Source organism: Aquamicrobium lusatiense, assembly GCF_014201615.1.
Classification (GTDB): domain Bacteria; phylum Pseudomonadota; class Alphaproteobacteria; order Rhizobiales; family Rhizobiaceae; genus Mesorhizobium; species Mesorhizobium lusatiense.
Genome location: NZ_JACHEU010000001.1, coordinates 944,729 through 961,899, shown reverse-complemented (window position 1 = coordinate 961,899; position 17,171 = coordinate 944,729). Strand labels below are relative to the sequence as shown.

Annotated in this window: 15 protein-coding genes; 2 read left to right on the top strand and 13 right to left on the bottom strand. The window is 63.9% G+C overall.

Going from position 1 to position 17,171, the window contains the following annotated elements; translation table 11 throughout:
• Positions 1-36: 36 nt before the first annotated feature.
• The 8 genes from dapB to HNR59_RS04595 all read right to left on the bottom strand — a co-directional run bounded on the left by dapB (position 37) and on the right by HNR59_RS04595 (position 9,360).
• Positions 37-846: a 4-hydroxy-tetrahydrodipicolinate reductase gene (gene dapB, locus HNR59_RS04630; RefSeq protein WP_183826616.1), complete on the bottom strand. Its 810-nt coding sequence runs from the start codon at positions 844-846 to the stop codon at positions 37-39.
• Complete coding sequence (locus HNR59_RS04625; protein WP_183826613.1) at positions 843-2,684, bottom strand: ABC transporter ATP-binding protein; 1,842 nt, start codon at positions 2,682-2,684, stop codon at positions 843-845. The genes dapB and HNR59_RS04625 overlap by 4 nt, the downstream gene beginning before the upstream one ends.
• A gap of 120 nt (positions 2,685-2,804) precedes the next feature.
• Positions 2,805-3,830: a glucokinase gene (locus HNR59_RS04620; protein WP_183826610.1), complete on the bottom strand. Its 1,026-nt coding sequence runs from the start codon at positions 3,828-3,830 to the stop codon at positions 2,805-2,807.
• Between the two features lie 125 nt (positions 3,831-3,955).
• Positions 3,956-5,017, bottom strand: a complete 1,062-nt coding sequence (mepA, locus tag HNR59_RS04615; protein ID WP_183826607.1) for a penicillin-insensitive murein endopeptidase — start codon at positions 5,015-5,017, stop codon at positions 3,956-3,958.
• Between the two features lie 70 nt (positions 5,018-5,087).
• Complete coding sequence (locus HNR59_RS04610; RefSeq protein WP_183826604.1) at positions 5,088-5,993, bottom strand: SDR family oxidoreductase; 906 nt, start codon at positions 5,991-5,993, stop codon at positions 5,088-5,090.
• Positions 5,994-6,102: 109 nt separating this feature from the next.
• Positions 6,103-7,296 (bottom strand): CmlA/FloR family chloramphenicol efflux MFS transporter, encoded by a 1,194-nt coding sequence (gene cml / locus HNR59_RS04605; RefSeq protein WP_183826601.1) that lies wholly within the window; start codon positions 7,294-7,296, stop codon positions 6,103-6,105.
• Positions 7,297-7,499: 203 nt separating this feature from the next.
• The gene (queG, locus tag HNR59_RS04600) at positions 7,500-8,687 is read right to left on the bottom strand and encodes a tRNA epoxyqueuosine(34) reductase QueG (RefSeq protein ID WP_183826598.1); all 1,188 of its coding nucleotides are present in this window, start codon (positions 8,685-8,687) and stop codon (positions 7,500-7,502) included.
• A complete protein-coding gene (locus HNR59_RS04595; RefSeq protein ID WP_183826595.1) occupies positions 8,668-9,360 on the bottom strand; it encodes a glutathione S-transferase family protein in 693 nt (230 codons plus the stop codon). The genes queG and HNR59_RS04595 overlap by 20 nt, the downstream gene beginning before the upstream one ends.
• A gap of 143 nt (positions 9,361-9,503) precedes the next feature.
• On the opposite strand from HNR59_RS04595, the gene HNR59_RS04590 reads away from it, so the two are divergent.
• Positions 9,504-10,442: an undecaprenyl-diphosphate phosphatase gene (locus tag HNR59_RS04590; protein ID WP_183826592.1), complete on the top strand. Its 939-nt coding sequence runs from the start codon at positions 9,504-9,506 to the stop codon at positions 10,440-10,442.
• Positions 10,443-10,481: 39 nt separating this feature from the next.
• Here the strand turns inward: HNR59_RS04590 and HNR59_RS04585 are convergent, their stop codons facing one another.
• Positions 10,482-11,456 (bottom strand): complex I NDUFA9 subunit family protein, encoded by a 975-nt coding sequence (locus HNR59_RS04585; protein ID WP_183826589.1) that lies wholly within the window; start codon positions 11,454-11,456, stop codon positions 10,482-10,484.
• A 116-nt stretch (positions 11,457-11,572) separates the two neighbouring features.
• Positions 11,573-12,025 (bottom strand): DoxX family protein, encoded by a 453-nt coding sequence (locus HNR59_RS04580; protein WP_183826586.1) that lies wholly within the window; start codon positions 12,023-12,025, stop codon positions 11,573-11,575.
• Positions 12,026-12,358: 333 nt separating this feature from the next.
• On the opposite strand from HNR59_RS04580, the gene HNR59_RS04575 reads away from it, so the two are divergent.
• A complete protein-coding gene (locus tag HNR59_RS04575; RefSeq protein ID WP_183826583.1) occupies positions 12,359-13,066 on the top strand; it encodes an SDR family NAD(P)-dependent oxidoreductase in 708 nt (235 codons plus the stop codon).
• Between the two features lie 117 nt (positions 13,067-13,183).
• Here HNR59_RS04575 and rpsA read toward each other — a convergent pair whose 3' ends face one another.
• The 3 genes from rpsA to aroA all read right to left on the bottom strand — a co-directional run bounded on the left by rpsA (position 13,184) and on the right by aroA (position 17,081).
• Positions 13,184-14,881, bottom strand: coding sequence for a 30S ribosomal protein S1 (gene rpsA / locus HNR59_RS04570; protein WP_183826580.1), 1,698 nt, complete (start codon positions 14,879-14,881; stop codon positions 13,184-13,186).
• Positions 14,882-15,069: 188 nt separating this feature from the next.
• On the bottom strand, positions 15,070-15,723 hold the full coding sequence (gene cmk / locus HNR59_RS04565; protein ID WP_183826577.1) for a (d)CMP kinase: 654 nt from the start codon (positions 15,721-15,723) through the stop codon (positions 15,070-15,072).
• Positions 15,720-17,081, bottom strand: coding sequence for a 3-phosphoshikimate 1-carboxyvinyltransferase (gene aroA, locus HNR59_RS04560; RefSeq protein ID WP_183826574.1), 1,362 nt, complete (start codon positions 17,079-17,081; stop codon positions 15,720-15,722). Before aroA ends, cmk begins: the two co-directional genes overlap by 4 nt.
• Positions 17,082-17,171 lie beyond the last annotated feature (90 nt).

The following is a 17,171-nucleotide window of genomic DNA, read 5'->3' as shown; positions in this document are numbered from 1 at the left end:
CTCCTTAACAGTTGCGTTGCCGCGAAACGGCCCGGCTCAGAGGCCGAGCACGTCGCGCATCGAATAGAGGCCGGGCTTCCTGCCGCGCGCCCACAATGCCGCCTTCACCGCACCGCGCGCGAAGATCGCCCGATCCTGCGCGTGATGGGAAAGGGTGATCGTCTCGCCATTGCCGGCGAGGATCACCGAATGATCGCCCGGCACAGAACCGCCGCGCAGCGAGGCAAAACCGATGCTGCCGGTGTCGCGGGGACCGGTATGGCCATCGCGCACCCGCACATCGTTGCCGGAGAGCGGAATGCCGCGTCCGGCGGCAGCAGCCTCGCCCAGCAGCAGAGCCGTGCCGGAAGGCGCATCGACCTTGTGGCGATGATGCATTTCCAGAATCTCGATATCGAAATCCCCGGCAGCCAGCGCACGCGCCGCCTGTTCCACCAGCACCGCCAGCAGATTGACGCCGAGGCTCATATTGCCGGACTTGACGATAGTGGCGTGGCGCGCCGCAGCTTCAATGCGGGCGTTGTCATCCGCCGAAAAGCCTGTGGTGCCGAGCACATGCACGATGCGCGCCTGCGCGGCATAGCCGGCGAATTCCACGCTGGCGGCCGGCACCGTAAAATCGAGCACGCCGTCGGCCTTCGCGAAGGCTGCCAGCGGATCGTCGCTGACTTTCACGCCGCTGGGGCCAAGGCCCGCCAGCTCGCCAATGTTCTTGCCGATCGCTTCCGAACCCGGCCGCTCGATGGCCGCAACGACGCGCGCGCCAGCGGTCTCATGAACGGCGCGCACCAGCGCCAGACCCATGCGGCCGGCTGCGCCGACGACGACCAGACCCATATCGCTCATATGTCGCTTCCCTTTACTTCCAGTTCGGTGCGGTCCGTGTCAGCCGCGTCCCCGACAAGACCAAGACCGTTATCGCCCTGATAGCGGAAGAAGCGGGCGTAGACACTGCCCGGATCAGCCATCAGCCCCTTGTGGGTGCCCTGCTCAACCACCCTGCCCTGATCGAGCACGACGATATGGTCGGCATTCACCACGGTCGACAGCCTGTGGGCGATCACGATGGTGGTGCGGCCGCGCATAGCCTCGTTCAGCGCCTGCTGCACACGCGCTTCGGATTCATTGTCGAGCGCGGATGTCGCCTCGTCGAGCAGCAGGATCGGCGCATTGCGCACCATGGCGCGCGCGATCGACACGCGCTGGCGCTGGCCGCCGGAAAGGGTCGCGCCATTCTCGCCGATCTCTGTGTCATAGCCCTGCGGCTGCTGGCGGATGAAGTCGTCGGCCGCGGCAAGCCGTGCGGCCAGCTCGATTTCCGCATCGGTGGCGTCCGGACGGCCATAGCGGATGTTGTCACGGATCGAGCCCTCGAACAGATAGGGCTGCTGCGAGACATAGGCGATCGACCGGCGCAGCGACTGCTTGGTCACGGCGGCCACGTCCTGTCCGTCGATGGTGATCGCACCGCCGTCCACATCGTAGAAACGCTGCAGCAACGCCACCAGCGTGGACTTGCCGGCCCCCGAAGCGCCGACGATGGCCGTGGTTCTGCCCGGTGCGGCGGTGAAGCTCACCCCATGCAGCACGGGCTGCCCGGCCGCATAGGAGAACGACACATCCTCGAAGCGGACCTCGCCCTGCCGGACCGAAAGCGTCGCCGCGTCGGGCGCATCGCCCTGTCTGGGCTCAAGGTCGAGGATTTCATAGATCATGCGCGCATTGACCAGAGCGCGCTCGACATTGACCTGCGTGCGCGCCAGCCGGCGCGCAGGATCATAGGCCAGAAGCAATGCGGTGATGAAGGCCAGCACATCGCCCGGCGGGTGATTGGTTGTGGAGGCCTTGTAGGACGCATAGCCGATGACGCTTGCCACAGCGAAGCCGGCAAGGCTTTCGGTGATCGGGCCGAGACGCTCCGAAACGCGGGCGATCTTGTTGTAGCGGCCTTCCGCCTGATCCACCAACTGGCTGATACGTGCCGAAAGCTGATCCTCCATGGTGAAGGCCTTGACCACGGCGATGCCCTGAACGGCTTCCTGCATGGCACCGATCAGATGCGAATTGATGTTGACGGATTCGCGCGTCACGCTCCTGACGCGGCGCATGATGTAGTTGACCGCCCACACCAGCGGCGGGCCGATAATCAGGATCGACGCCGCGAGATAAGGCTGCTGCCAGACCATTACCCCGATCAGGCCGATCAGCGTGACCAGATCGCCGGCAACGGCGCGCAACGTCATGCTCATCAGATCGCGGATGCCGGCGACATTCTCGTTGATGCGCGCCGCCAGCCTGCCCGAGCGGGTGTCGCTGAAGAAATCGACGCCGAGCCGCATCAGGTGCTGGAATATCCGCTTCTGGTAGCGCGCCACGACATTGTTGCCGATCTTCGCCAGCGTGACCGAATAGCCGTAGGTGGCGAGACCGCGGATGAGGAAGATGGCGATGATGCCACCGCAGATCACGGGCGCCAGATCATAGCGCTGCGCCACGAAAATCTCGTCGACCAGCGGCTGCATGATCCAGGCGGCAAGACCGGCGGTGGCAGCCGAGATCAGCAGACAGATGACGGTGAGGGTGTAGTGCCCGACATACTCACGACCGTTCTCAGCGAAGATGCGCTTCAGAACGGCGATGACTTCACCGGGCTCGGGCTTGTTGCTTTTCTTGCCGACGGTCAAAACACGGTCCGCTGCGTATATCTGCGTCTGAGAACGCCGGATGGCGCCCGGCACCCTATTAGAGCTTTTGTACGCGTTTGCCTATGGTCGGTGCTGAAAAATGGCGGAGGCATCGCCCCATCACACCCGCCAGCGCCGCCCCTGCGTTTCGACACCGAAACCTGCCGGCGACCGGGCGAAAGCGGCCAGCCCGGCAAGAGCGGCAAGCGGGTGGCTGACGACACAGGCGGGGATCCTGCGCATCAGTGCATTGTGGGGTGCCTTGTCCTCGAAGGCGACGCGAAAGCTTCCGGCTTTCAGCGCCGGCACGATTTTCTGGGCAATGCCGCCACTGAGGAACACACCACCCCGTGCTTTGAACACCAGCGCCATGTCGCCGGCAACGCGCCCAAGCAGCGTGGCGAACATGTCCAGCGTTTCGGCGGCAATGGTGTCACTTCGCGCCAGCCCGGCGGCAGTGATGTCTGAGGGGTTGGTCAGCGCAATCTGCCTGCCGTCGGCGCGCGCAATAGCCCGGTAGAGATTGACCAGACCGCGCCCGCACAGCACATCCTCGCCCGAAACACGGCCGTCGAGCGTTTCCAGATGCGGAAACACCTCGTAGTCGCGCGCCGTGCGCGGCCCCAGATCGACATGCCCGCCCTCGCCCGGCACTGGCACCCAGCCGCCGAAGGCATGGACAAGACCGGCGACACCGAGCCCTGTGCCCGGCCCCAGCACCACCCGCGCCGCACCCGGCTCGGGCTCACCGCCGCCGATTTTTTCCATGTGTTCAGCGCCGAGAGCCACGACAGCCAGCGCCTGTGCCTCGAAATCGTTGAGCAGCACCACATCATCCAGCCCGAGATCGGCCAGCATGCGCTTCGGACGGATGATCCACGGGCAGTTAGTGAGCGGAATGTCATCGCCCTCGACAGGGGCTGCGACAGCCAGAATGGCCGTGCGCGGCAGCAGCGAAACATCCTGCAGCACCGTGGCGCGGATCGCGTCATCGACGCTGGCAAAATCGGCCGTCCTGACGATGAAAGGCTCGCCCGCCTCTGCCGTCTCATCGCGAACGACGCAGAACCGGGCATTGGTGCCGCCTATGTCACCGATCAGCACGGGAAATGCGAAACGCATTGCCCCAGCGTCTGAATCCGTCATCGCAATCCCCGGACTCTCATTCGTTGCCATGCGGTTTAGCGCATGGCCTGAAAAAGGAAAACGGGTTTTCGTCGCCGGTTAAAACGATTTAACAACGGCGATCGTGACGGCTTCCAGCCTGAGCGTCAGTTGACCGGGCGTGGGAAAGGCACCGGCACGCCGATTTCGGGCGTCGGCGCAAAAGCACTCGCCGCGGCAGGCAGACCACCGGATGCCGCCAGCGCCGCAATCGGATCGGCCTTCGAGATCGTTGCCGCGCCACCGCCGGGATAGGTGACGGACGCCAGCGAAACCGGATCCGGCGCCTGCAGCACGGCGAGGCAGGCCTTCGGCAGGGACGCCATGGTCATGACGTCGCGGGCCTTCGGCGCATCGGGGTTCTTGTTGGGCCGCCACGGCTCTTCCGTGAACCACCATGCCAGCGACTTGTCGCAGCCTTCGCCCGCCGCCACCGTTTCCTGACGCTTGCAATCCGGGGAACCCGGCTGGCATCCGATGCGGATGTGGAAATGATAGTCATGGCCCCAGAACGGCCGGATCTTGCGCAGCCATGTGCGGTCTCCCGTTACCGTGTCGCAGAGCTTCTTCTTGATGCCGGGATGGACGAGGATGCGCTCGACTTCCCCGTAGCTTGCAGCACGCTTCAGCAGGCGGGCATGGGCCGGCGTCCAGCGCTTTTCGATCACCCTGCGGGTTTTCGGATCGATGAGCGACACGGCCGACATGTTCTCACGCTCCTGCGGCGTCAGGCGGCGGTCCGGCATGGGCGTGAACCAGATATCGGCATCGAGCCCGATCTGGTGCGAGGCATGGCCGGTCAGCATGGGGCCGCCGCGCGGCTGCGAAACGTCGCCCAGCAAAAGCCCCGGCCAGCCATCCTGCACCGCGTCGCGCGAGAACTTCTCGATCAGCGAGATCATCGCCGGATGGCCCCAGCGGCGATTGCGCGACAGGCGCATGGCCTGCCATGTCGGCCCGTCCGTGGCGATGGCGACGCCGCCTGAAAAGCAGCCCTTGGAATAGAAACCGATGGATTGCGGCTTCGTAGCGGCGGGCAACCGGTGCGAACCGAAAAGGTCCTTGGCCAGTTCCTGCGCGCCGGCCTGCTGCGGAAGTGCGGAGACGAGCATGGAAAACGCGGCAATCGCCGCAGCGCCCTTCATCATTCTCGTCCAGATTTTCCGCATAGCATGCCTCCGGTCCGGTGCCCTGCACCGCAAATTCGCGAATCACATAATGTCGCGAACTGTGCCGCGATCAAGGCAGACGCATTTTGCTGCGCGATAAGCCTTCGCTCCAGTTGCCGTCATCCCACAGCGCGCGCAGGGCCGTCCGGTAGTCCGGAAAGCGGAAATCATACCCCACCGCCCTGAGCGCCTTGTTGGAAACGCGCTTGTTCTCGCCATAGAAAGATCGCGCCATCGGCGTCAGCTCGGCCTGATCGAACGGCACTTCCGGCGGAGGCTGAACGCCCATCAGGTCAGCCGCGTAGCTTACCACGTCCTGCGGCGGGGCCGGCTCATCATCGGTGACGTTGAAGATGCCGCCCCTGTCCTGTCCCGCCAGAATTGCCAGCGCGCCGGCAATGTCGGCGACATGGATGCGGTTGAAGACCTGCTCCGGCTTGACCAGACGCCGTGCCGTGCCGTCGCGCAGATTGATGAAGGCGTTGCGGCCGGGACCGTAGATGCCGGCCAGACGCAGGATTGCGACCGGGATGCCGGTGGCGTCGCCCAGCTCAAGCCATTGCTGCTCGGCATCGACCCGCAGGACCGAGCGGCGCGATACCGGCCGGCACGGCGTCGTCTCGTCCACCCACGCGCCGCCATGGTCGCCATAAACGCCGACCGTGGAGAGATAGCCGATCCAGCGCAGGCGCGGCATGGCGCTGGCGATCGTCTCGCGCGCGGCATTCAGCACGGGATCGCTGGCCTCGCCCGGCGCGATCGAGACAACCAGATGTGTCGTTTCCCCGAGCCGGGCGACGATTTCCGGGGTCAGTTCGCCGTCGAACAGCAGCGGGCTGATGCCGCAGGAGCGCAGCAGATCGAATTTTTCGGGCGAGCGCGTCGTGCCCCAGACGGAAACGTCCGGCCCGCACAGGCTGGCGAAGGAACGGGCCGAATAGCCGGCGCCAAAGATGAAAACCTGTCCGACAGTCATGATTGCACCGGCTCCGATCACTGGTCGTCGTTGGTAGCCCCGTTGCCTGCCGCTGTGCAAGCAGCCACCCGGCCCCGCGCGATCAGGCGCGGAACCGGGCAAGGCTGGTTTAACGGGGGCGCCGCTGGAGCAACGCCAGCGCTGCAAGGGTCACGAGCGGCATGAAGGTGGCGAAACCGGCCAGCGGCCACACACTCGCTCCATCCAGAAGCACCACGAAGGCGGTGCCGATCAGGCTGACAATCAGGCTCTGGATGCAGAAATAGAGCCCAACCGCCGTTCCGGCTTGATCCCCGAAGGATTGCAGCGCTCCGTTGGCGCTGACAGACACGGTAAAGACGATCCCGACCGCAGCCACCCACATGGGCAGGATGAATGCGGCCACCGGCGAGGATACCCATAACGGGCCGATGAGCAGAGCCCCCGCCGATGCGATCAGCAGGACCATGCCGCAGGTCAGGCCGCGCGCGTTACCCCAGCGCCCGGCCATGCGCGGCACGATCCGGGTTGCAAGGATCATGACCACGGACACGCTGGCAAAGGCGAGACTGAACTGCATCCGGGTGAGACCTGCCTTGTCGATCAGCACGCGCGGTGCGGTCGAGAAGAACACGAAGAAGGTGCCCATGGCGCTGCCGTATCCCAGCGTATAGACCCAGAATGTCCTGTCGCGCAGCACATATCCGAAGCGACCCTGCCGGGCCTGTCGCGAAGACCGATGCGTCTCGTGCCATCCGAATATGGCCGGCACCAAAGCCGCCATCCCCGCAACCGCCAGAAACAGGAAGATCGCCCTCCAGCCGAAAGTCACGGCTATGAGAGACCCCGCAACCGGCCCGATCGCAGGCACGAAGGCGAGGATGGCGCCGAACAGGCTGTAGATGATGCGGCCATCATCCGTATCGGCATAAACGTCGCGCACGGTGGCGAACATGGCCACCAGCGCCGCCGAAGCCCCGCAGGCCTGTACGAAGCGCAGCCCCACAAAGACCCAGGCGTCTGCGGTGAGTGCCAGCGCCAGCGAAGCCATGCTGAAGACCACAGCCCCGCCGAGCAGAACCGGCCTGCGGCCAAGGCGATCGGACAAGGGGCCAAATACGATCTGCCCGGCACCCAGCATGACCATGTAAAGGCTGAGCGTGAGCTGGATGACGGCTGGACTGGTACCAAGTGCAGTCGGCATTTCCGGAACAACCGGCAGGTAAATATCCATCGCCAGCGAGGCGAGAATATCGAAAGGCGCCATGAGGGCGAGCGCCCACGGGAGCGTGTAGCTCCACGATCTGGAAAGATTGAAAGACATGAAGGCTTATCCGCTAATCGGGTTCAATCGGCGGCGGCCTTGCTGACGCAATCGGAGATGGTCGGGCAAAGGCCGCAACAGCAAAAGCAAGCTGTTGCGGCTTATCTGTCTGAGACTTCGACCTTGTTCATCGTCATGCCCCTGAATTGCAGACTGGTTTTTAAGCACTGGGAGCGGAAAAGTAAACGTACGCTCGCAGCACCTCAGGAGGCATCTGCCCATGCGCCTTTGCCGGGGTGCCATTCTTCACGAACCTGCGGGTCGGCTTCGACAGGCAGTCTCTCTCCCGCCAGCGCAGCGAAATCTTCAGCCGAAACCAGCCGCGACAGCGCCCAGACGGCGGCGCCTCGCACCAGCGGCGAGGCATCTGCGATCAGCTCCCGCACCGCTCCGGCAAGCCCCGGCTCGCCGGAATTGCCGGCGGCGATCAGCACATTGCGGATGAAACGGTCGCGGCCGATGCGCTTGATCGGCGACCCTGAGAAGAAGGCGCGAAAGCCGGCGTCGTCAAGCTGCAGAAGGTCTGCCAGCTTCGGCTCGCGCAGATCGGCGCGGGCGGCGAGCTTCGCCTCGGAAGCGGTCTGCGCGAACTTGTTCCAGGGGCAGGCGGCAAGGCAGTCGTCGCAGCCATAGATGCGGTTGCCCATTGCCTCCCGGAACTCCAGAGGGATCGGCCCCTTGTTCTCGATGGTGAGATAGGAAATGCAGCGGCGGGCATCGAGCCTGTAGGGCACCGGAAAGGCATTGGTCGGGCAGGCGTCGATGCAGGCCCGGCAGGACCCGCAGCGGTCGGTGTCACGCGTGTCCGGCTCCAGCTCGGCCGTGGTGAAGATCGAGCCCAGAAACAGCCACGAGCCATGGGTACGGCTGACCAGATTGGTGTGCTTGCCCTGCCAGCCAAGCCCCGCCGCTTCGGCGAGCGGCTTTTCCATGACCGGTGCGGTGTCGACGAACACCTTCACGTCGCCGCCGGCGCGGGCGACGATCTTGCCGGCAATCTCCTTCAGCCGCCCCTTCATCACGTCGTGATAGTCGCGGTTGCGGGCGTAGACGGAGATGGCAGCCCTGTCGCGCAGCTTCAGGATGCCGCGCGGATCATGGTCCGGCCCGTAGTTCATGGCCAGCACGACGATGGAACGCACCTCCGGCCACAGCACGCTGGGGCTGGCGCGGCGCTCCAGCGTCTCGGCGATCCAGTCCATGGAGCCGTGGAAGCCGTCGGCGACGAACTGCGCCAGCCGTTCCGGCGCTTTGGGTATCGCATCCGGCGAGGTGACGGCACACAGGTCGAATCCGGCGCGCGAGGCTTCCCTGTCGATCAGCGCCCGCAGCTTGCCGGCGCCGGAAGTGCCCGTGTGAGAAGTCCCCCGGTCAGAAATCAAGGTCCGCATAATGGGACACCGGCGCCAGACCGCGCACCCTGTCTGAAAGCAGGGGTCGGAAGGAAGGGCGCGATTTCACCCGCATGTACCAGTCGCGGGCCGCGTTCTGCTCGCGCCAGTCGATCTCGCCCAGATAATCCAGAACCGAGAAGGTGGCCGCGGCGGCGAAGTCGGCATAGGTGATGCGCGAACCCGCCAGCCAGTGGCGCGTTCCCGCCAGCCAGTTGGTGTATTTCAGGTGCTGGCGGATGTTGGCGCGGGCGGCACGGATGGCCGCCGAATCGGGCGAACCGCCGCCGGCGGCCTCCGGCATCAGGGGCTTCAGCACCCGCTCGCGCACCAGATGGCGCGTCACTTCGCTCTCGGTCTTGACCAGATACCAGTCGACCAGCCGGCGGATTTCGGCGCGGTCCATGGGGTTCTCGGCAAAAAGCCGCCGTTCGCGCTTCAGGACACCGCGCGTTTCGTCCAGATATTCGGCAATGACGGTCGCACCTATGATCGGCACATCGCCTTCGGCCAGCAGGATCGGCAATGTGCCGGCCGGATTGAGCGCGAGGAACTCCCGGCGACGCGACCATGGGTTCTCTTCGACAAGAGCCAGTTCCTCGCCATACTCGCCGAAGGCAAGTCGGACGAAGCGGCAGGCAGCGGACATCGGATGATGAAAAAGCGTCAGCATGGTCTCTTGGGTCAAAAAAGCGCACTGGCGAATCGATATCCGCGCCGGTAAGTCATGGCCGTCCAAACCAACGGACTGTCAAGCTTTGCGAGCTATAGGGTCAGAACGCCGTTCTGACAAGCAAACTGGGATCATCCACACTCATGGAAAACCAGACGATCATCGAAGCCCTTCTGCTTGGACTGCTGGAGGGCCTGACCGAGTTCATTCCGGTCTCCTCCACGGGCCATATCCTGCTTGCAGGGCACTTTCTCGGCTTCGAATCCACGGGCAAGGCCTTCGAGGTGCTGATTCAGCTTGGCGCCATCCTCGCCATATTGTCGGTCTATGCCGCCCGCTTCTGGGCATTTCTGAAGAGACCTGATCGCTTCAAGGTCATCGGAGAGGTGATCGTGGGCGTGATTGCGGCACTGATCTGGATGGGCGGCTGCGCCTTCGAGTTCGTTTCCGCCCTCGTCCGCCGCAGGCGCCCCAACCTGTTCCTGCCGCCCCAGCTTCCCGACGATCCGGCGGTGCGCATGCTGGTCGGCCTCGCCATCGGCTTTCTGCCCGCCGCCATCATCGGCGTCATGGCGCACGGCTTCATCAAGTCGGTGCTGTTCGAGACGCCGAAGCTGATCTGCGTGATGCTTATCCTGGGCGGCATCGTGCTTCTGTGGATCGACAAGCTCGATCTCAAGCCGAAATATCACGAGGTGAGCCAGTTCCCGCTGTCGCTCTATCTCAAGATCGGCTTTTTCCAGTGCCTTGCCATGATCCCCGGCACCTCGCGCTCCGGCGCCACCATCGTCGGCGGCCTGCTGATGGGCGCGGACAAGCGCGCGGCTGCGGAATTCTCGTTCTTCCTCGCCATGCCGACCATGCTCGGCGCGTTCACGCTTGATCTCTACAAGAACTGGAATGCGCTTTCCGCGTCGGACCTGCACATCATCGGCGTCGGCTTCATCGCCGCCTTCTTCGCTGCCGTGATCGTGGTGCGCGGCCTGCTCGGCTATGTCAGCCGCCACGGCTACAAGCTGTTCGGCTGGTGGCGGCTGGTGGTGGGCACGGTCGGTCTCGCCGCACTCTACATCGTCGGCTGACGGAAACTCCGTCAGCCCTCTGTTGCTACGATATCTGCCTCAGGCCGTCTGGCGGCGCTGGAACTGGCCAGCGGCGCGGAAACGCCACAGATAGCTCGGCAATATGGTGGCCATCGACTGCGCCTCGATGCCGAGACCTGAAAGGGTGCGTCCTTCAGCTTCGGCTCCGGGCGATACGACATTGTCGGAGCGCAGTTGCTCAAGCTGATCGCGGGTCAGCAGGGGCTTCGGCAGAAGGCCAAGGAACGAAGCGGCCAGCTTCGACACCCACCATGGCAGCGGAAGCAGCAGGCGCTTGCGCTCGACCACGGCAAGCATTTCTTCCAGGCACTGGCGGAAGCTGGCCACCACAGGGCCGCCAAGCTCATAGGTGCTGCCGGCAACGGCAACACCATCGACCGACAGCGCCACCGCTTCTGCCACATCGGCGACATAGACGGGCTGGAACCGCGTTTCACCGCCGCCGATCAGAGGCAGCGCCGGCGAATAGCGGGTCATGGCGGCAAAGCGGTTGAAGAAGCGATCTTCGGGGCCAAAAATGATGGAGGGCCGGAAGATTGTCGCATCCGGCACGGTGTCCCGAACCGCCTTTTCGCCCCGCGCCTTGGTGCGGGCATAAGCGGACGCAGACTGCATGTCGGCTCCGAGCGCCGAAACATGGGTGAGCCGTGCGCCGACGCCACGGGCGGCCTCGGCGACGGCACGGGCGCCGAATTCATGCACCGAGCCGAATTTCTGACGCCCGCTCTCGGTCAGGATGCCGACGAGGTTGATCACATGATCGGCCCCGATCACCGCCTGATCGACAGACTTGCGGAAACGCAGATTGGCCTGAACGGCCTGAATCTGGCCGACATTGCCGAGCGGCTGGAGATGTCCGGCAAGGTCGGGGCGGCGGCAGGCGACGCGGACGCGATAGCCGCGCCGCGCCAGCGCGCGCACGACATGCCTTCCTACGAATCCAGACCCACCGAAAACGACCACGAGTTTGGGAGTTTGCAGGATTTCTGTCATGACGGGCTCCGGCTATGCGCCCCGGCACCGCCGGGGCTTGGCTGAAGCCGCTTCATAGTCCGTTTCTTGGCCGAGGCAAAGTGCGATCGGTGGTCGCTCCCACCGATCGCAGCGGATCAGAACGCCTTGCCCAGCCGTGCATCCACGGAATGGCGGTTCGGACCACGGATGACGAAGTAGAAAAGCATCGCCGACCACAGGATCGACTTCTCGGCGCCCGCATAGCCCTGACCGATGGTGACCCAGTGGAACCACACGGTGACCAGCAGCACGATCAGCCCGGCAAAGGCCGACGGACGGGTCAGGAAGCCGAGCAGGAGGAAGATGCCGCCGAAGAACTCGGTGCACGACAGAAGCAGGGACCAGAAGGCACCGGGATAGAAGCCGAGCCCCTGAACCATTTCGGCAGCTCCGAACGGATCGACGATCTTGGACGAGCCATGGATGGCAAGGATGCCGCCGGTGACGACGCGGAGCAGGGTTTCCGAGCCTTCATGCAGCGCTGTATAGATGCTGCCGAGGCCGGGAATGATCAGGCGCGGACGCCCGTTTTCGGTGGTGATGGACATAAATTTTCTTCCTGTTGCGGAGGCGCTCCTAACGCCTGAAGCCCTCTTCACGGTCAAATGAAATAAAGTTGAGTGAGAAAGCAAGGTTCAGCCGGGTGACAGTGCGTTTCAAAAAAGTGGCCATCCGCCATGCGAAAAGGCAAGGCAGGCTCAACGAAATAGCATTTGAGTGATGCACAAAAACGCGCAACGCTGTGCGGATGCGCTGAGCACCTTGCATCCTGCCGGATCAGCAATGGGTGTTTCAGCATTTTTATTGGGCGTCGAACCGATCCGGAAACAAATTGCTTCGGCCTGGTGATGACGTGAGGGGTGAGGAGAGATCAATCGCTGATGTCGGGACCATTTGACGGAAAACATATTATCGTGACCGGCGGCACCGGGGCGCTGGGCAGCGTCGTCGTCGGCAAACTCATTGAGCAGGGCGCTATCTGCCATGTGCCCAATACCCACGCGGAACCGCCCGCGCATTTTCCCTATTCCACTCATCCTAATGTCAGGCTGAGCCACAACATCTATCTGGCCGACGCCAAGACCGTGGATGCCTTTTATGCGGGCGTGAATGATCTTTGGGCATCCATCCATCTGGCCGGCGGTTTCGGTGCCGCGCCGATCGACAAGACCGAATCCGCGTCCTTCGAGGAGCTTCTCGAAACCAACGTCCACACCAGCTTCTTCTGCTGCCGGGCAGCCGTGCGCAGCATGATGGCACGCGGCAAGGGCGGCCGCATCGTCAATGTCGCGGCCAAGCCCGGCCTCAACCCGCGCCGCGGTTCGGGCATGGTCGCCTACACCACCAGCAAGGCGGCGGTTGCCGCCATGACGGTGTCGCTGGCCGAGGAGGTCAAGGCCCGCAACATTCTGGTCAACGCGATCGCACCTTCCATTCTGGACACGCCTGCCAACCGCGCGGCCATGCCGGATGCGGACTTCGGCAAATGGGTCAGCCTCGAAACCGTGGCCGCGACGATCGCCTATCTGGTCGCCCCCGCCAACGAGGCGATGAGCGGCGCTCTTATTCCACTTTACGGCCAGTCCTGAAAATCAGCCCGAACTGCAACGACAAATAAAAAAAGACCCGCCGGATCGCTCCGGCGGGTCTTTTGATATTCAGCCCCGAACTCCGCCGCAAACGGCGGAGCCGGAAGACACAACGTCTTAGTTGGTCTGCTTCTTCAGCGCGGCACCCAGAATGTCGCCCAGCGAAGCGCCGGAGTCGGTCGAACCGTACTGAGCGACGGCTTCCTTCTCCTCGGCGATTTCCAGCGCCTTGATCGACACCTGAACCTTGCGGCTCTTCTTGTCGTAGACGATGACGCGGGCATCGACCTTCTGGCCAACGGTGAAGCGCTCGGGGCGCTGCTCGTCACGGTCGCGCGACAGGTCGGAGCGCTTGATGAAGCTTTCCAGACCGCTCTCGACCAGACGAACGTCCAGACCGCCATCCTTCACGCCCGTGACTTCGCAGGTCACGACGGCGTTCTTGCGCAGTTCGCCGGAAGCGGCGGCGTCGCCGGCCGCGTCACGCGAAAGCTGCTTGATGCCGAGCGAGATGCGCTCCTTGTCGATGTCGACGTCGAGCACCTGAGCCTTGACCATGTCGCCACGGTTGTACTCTTCGATGACCTGCTCGCCCGGACGGGTCCAGTCGAGGTCGGAGAGGTGAACCATGCCGTCGACATCGCCTTCGAGGCCGATGAACAGGCCGAACTCGGTCTTGTTCTTGACCTCGCCCTCGACTTCCGAACCAACCGGATGGTTGCGGGCGAAAGCTTCCCACGGATTCTCAAGCGTCTGCTTGAGGCCGAGCGAGATGCGGCGCTTGGCCGGATCAACCTCGAGCACGACCACGTCAACCTGCTGCGAGGTGGACAGGATCTTGCCGGGGTGCACGTTCTTCTTCGTCCACGACATTTCCGAAACGTGGATGAGGCCCTCGATGCCCGGCTCCAGCTCGACGAACGCGCCGTAGTCGGTGATGTTGGTGACGGTGCCGGTGATCTTCTTGCCGATCGGGAACTTGGTGCCGATGTCGGACCACGGATCGCTCTCAAGCTGCTTCATGCCCAGCGAGATGCGGTGCGTCTCCTGGTTGATGCGGATGATCTGCACCTTGACCGTCTGACCGATGTTGAGGATCTCGGTCGGATGGTTGACGCGGCGCCATGCCATGTCGGTGACGTGCAGCAGGCCGTCGATGCCGCCGAGATCAACGAACGCACCGTAGTCGGTGATGTTCTTGACCACGCCCTCGACGACCTGACCCTCTTCGAGGTTCTGGACGATCTCGGAGCGCTGCTCGGCACGGCTCTCTTCAAGCACGGTGCGGCGCGAAACGACGATGTTGCCGCGGCGCTTGTCCATCTTGAGGATTTCGAAGGGCTGCGGGTTGTGCATGAGCGGGGTGACGTCGCGGATCGGACGGATGTCGACCTGCGAACGCGGCAGGAAGGCGACGGCGCCGTCCAGATCGACGGTGAAGCCGCCCTTGACCTGGTTGAAGATGACGCCTTCGACGCGCTCACCCTTGCCGAACTTCTCTTCCAGACGGACCCAGCTTTCCTCGCGGCGAGCCTTTTCGCGCGACAGCATGGCCTCGCCCAGCGCGTTCTCGATGCGCTCGACATAGACCTCGACGGTGTCGCCGACCTTCAGCGTGCCGTCCTTGGCCTTGGCGCCGAATTCCTTCAGCGGAACGCGACCTTCGACCTTCAGGCCGACGTCGATGATGGCCATGTCCTTTTCGATGGCGGTGACGATACCGCGAACGACCTGGCCCTCACCGGCATGACCGTCGGCAAAGGATTCTTCGAGCAGGCTCGCGAAATCATCGCGAGTAGGGTTTGAAACTGACATATGTTCTCCTGAAATGCCTCATTACCGGAGGCGGCGCCGTGGGTTCGTGTTGCGTTTGCCCGACCGATATTCCGGACCCTCGGGTCCCGGACCGCACAGGGCGGTCGAAATACGGCGCGTAGAATGCCGGCAGGCAGTTTGGTCTCAGATCGAATGAGAAGCAGGCTTCACGTCGCCCACAATCCCGTTCAGCTTTCGCTTGCTGCAGCCACTATACCATCAATGATGGTTCTGGCGGCAATAAACGCGGTTTCTATATCCATTTCGCTGGTATCGAGCAAGTGCGCATCGGCGGCAGGCCGCAGCGGGGAGTCGGCGCGGCCCATGTCGCGCTCGTCCCGACGTGCTATATCGGCAAGAATGGTGGCGAAATCGCCGGTGCCGTCACGCGCCTCGATCTCGGCCAGCCGCCGCCGCGCCCGCACCTCGGCGCTCGCCGTCACATAAAGCTTCACCGTCGCATCCGGGCAGACGACCGTGCCTATGTCGCGGCCATCCAATACCGCCCCCGAGACCTGCGCGGCGAATGCGCGCTGCTTGTCCACCAATATGCGCCGCACCTCGGGAATGACGGCGATCTTCGAGGCCGCCTCGCCAACGGCGTGGACGGAGAGCACGTCGCGGTCCAGGCTGCCGAGATCGACAAGACGCGCGGCCTCCACCGCATGCGGCGCATCACCCAGCGGCCAGCCCTTCGTCAGCAGCATATGGGCGACCGCCCTGTAGGTCAGGCCGGTATCCAGATGCGGCAGGTGGTAATAGTCGGCCAGCCGCCGCGCCAGCGTGCCCTTGCCGGAAGCGGCAGGTCCGTCGATGGCGATGACGAGAGAAGCGGCGGTCATGCTGCGGCTTCCACCGCTTCAATCTGCGCTCCAAGCCCGGTCATCAGGCCCATGAACTCGGGAAACGAGGTCGCGATCATGGCCTGATCATCGATGGTGACCGGCTTTTCCGCAGCCAGCCCCATGATCAGGAAGCTCATTGCGATGCGATGGTCGAGATGGGTCCTGACCGCTTCACCCCCGCCCAGGCCCTTTCCGCCCGGAACGCCACGCACGGCGAGCGTCGCCTCGCCTTCCGTGCAGTCCACATTGTTCTGACGCAAACCGGCAGCAACTGCCGCAAGCCGGTCGCTTTCCTTCACGCGCAACTCTTCAAGCCCCTGCATCAGCGTTTCGCCTTCGGCAAAGGCGGCGGCAACGGCCAGCACCGGATATTCGTCGATCATCGACGGCGCCCGCTCGGCCGGAACGGTGACGCTCTTCAGCTGCGAATGACGCACACGCAGATCGGCAACATCTTCGCCACCCTCGCTGCGCGGGTCCTGCACCTCGATATCGGCGCCCATTTCCTGAAGCGTGAGAATCAAACCCGTCCGCGTCGGGTTCATCAGCACATTGCGGATGACGATGTCGGAACCGGGCACGATCAGGGCCGCAATCAGCGGGAATGCGGCCGAGGACGGGTCACCGGGCACGGCAATCGTCTGGCCGGCAAGCCTGCCCTGCCCCTCGATGAAGATATGACGCACGCCGCGCTCGTCGGTTTCCACATCTATATTGGCGCCGAAACCCTTCAGCATCTTTTCGGTGTGGTCGCGGGTCATCACCGGCTCGATGACGGTGGTGATGCCGGGCGTGTTGAGCGCGGCCAGCAGCACGGCCGACTTCACCTGCGCCGACGGCATCGGCACGCGGTAAGTGATGGGTGCGGCATGTTTGGGCCCGCGCAGGGTCAGCGGCATGCGATCGCCGGGGGCTGCATTCAGCACCTGCACGCCCATCTGGCGCAGCGGATCGAGCACGCGGCCCATGGGGCGCGAATGCAGCGACGCGTCGCCGATGAAGGTGGTTTCCATGTCATAGGTGCCGACAAGCCCCATGGTGAGGCGCGAGCCGGTGCCGGCATTGCCGAAATCAAGCGGACCCTGAGGCTGCAGGAGCGCGCCGTTGCCGGTGCCACGAATGATCCATTCGTCGCCCTTCTTTTCAATATGGGCGCCCATGGCCTTCATCGCTTCGCCGGTGCGCAGCACATCCTCGCCCTCAAGCAGACCGGTTATGCGCGTCTCGCCCGAAGCGAGGCCGCCAAACATAAAGGAGCGATGCGAAATCGACTTGTCGCCGGGAACCCGTGCCTCGCCCCGGAGGGCGGAAGAGCGGCGGGCGATGGCCGGTTGCGGGGCGGCGGAATGCGACATGACTATTCCTCTTGCGAAGATCCCGGTTGGCGGGCAATTTCAAAGGGAGCGCGGCGGTCTCGTATCATGACCGGCTGCGACGGTCATCCC

Coding starts and splice junctions, on each gene's coding strand:
- dapB (WP_183826616.1), bottom strand. CDS start 846: ATGAGCGATATGGGTCTGGTCGTCGTCGGCGCAGCCGGCCGCATGGGT.
- HNR59_RS04620 (WP_183826610.1), bottom strand. CDS start 3,830: ATGACGGATTCAGACGCTGGGGCAATGCGTTTCGCATTTCCCGTGCTG.
- mepA (WP_183826607.1), bottom strand. CDS start 5,017: ATGCGGAAAATCTGGACGAGAATGATGAAGGGCGCTGCGGCGATTGCC.
- HNR59_RS04610 (WP_183826604.1), bottom strand. CDS start 5,993: ATGACTGTCGGACAGGTTTTCATCTTTGGCGCCGGCTATTCGGCCCGT.
- cml (WP_183826601.1), bottom strand. CDS start 7,296: ATGTCTTTCAATCTTTCCAGATCGTGGAGCTACACGCTCCCGTGGGCG.
- queG (WP_183826598.1), bottom strand. CDS start 8,687: ATGCGGACCTTGATTTCTGACCGGGGGACTTCTCACACGGGCACTTCC.
- HNR59_RS04595 (WP_183826595.1), bottom strand. CDS start 9,360: ATGCTGACGCTTTTTCATCATCCGATGTCCGCTGCCTGCCGCTTCGTC.
- HNR59_RS04590 (WP_183826592.1), top strand. CDS start 9,504: ATGGAAAACCAGACGATCATCGAAGCCCTTCTGCTTGGACTGCTGGAG.
- HNR59_RS04585 (WP_183826589.1), bottom strand. CDS start 11,456: ATGACAGAAATCCTGCAAACTCCCAAACTCGTGGTCGTTTTCGGTGGG.
- HNR59_RS04580 (WP_183826586.1), bottom strand. CDS start 12,025: ATGTCCATCACCACCGAAAACGGGCGTCCGCGCCTGATCATTCCCGGC.
- HNR59_RS04575 (WP_183826583.1), top strand. CDS start 12,359: ATGTCGGGACCATTTGACGGAAAACATATTATCGTGACCGGCGGCACC.
- rpsA (WP_183826580.1), bottom strand. CDS start 14,881: ATGTCAGTTTCAAACCCTACTCGCGATGATTTCGCGAGCCTGCTCGAA.
- cmk (WP_183826577.1), bottom strand. CDS start 15,723: ATGACCGCCGCTTCTCTCGTCATCGCCATCGACGGACCTGCCGCTTCC.
- aroA (WP_183826574.1), bottom strand. CDS start 17,081: ATGTCGCATTCCGCCGCCCCGCAACCGGCCATCGCCCGCCGCTCTTCC.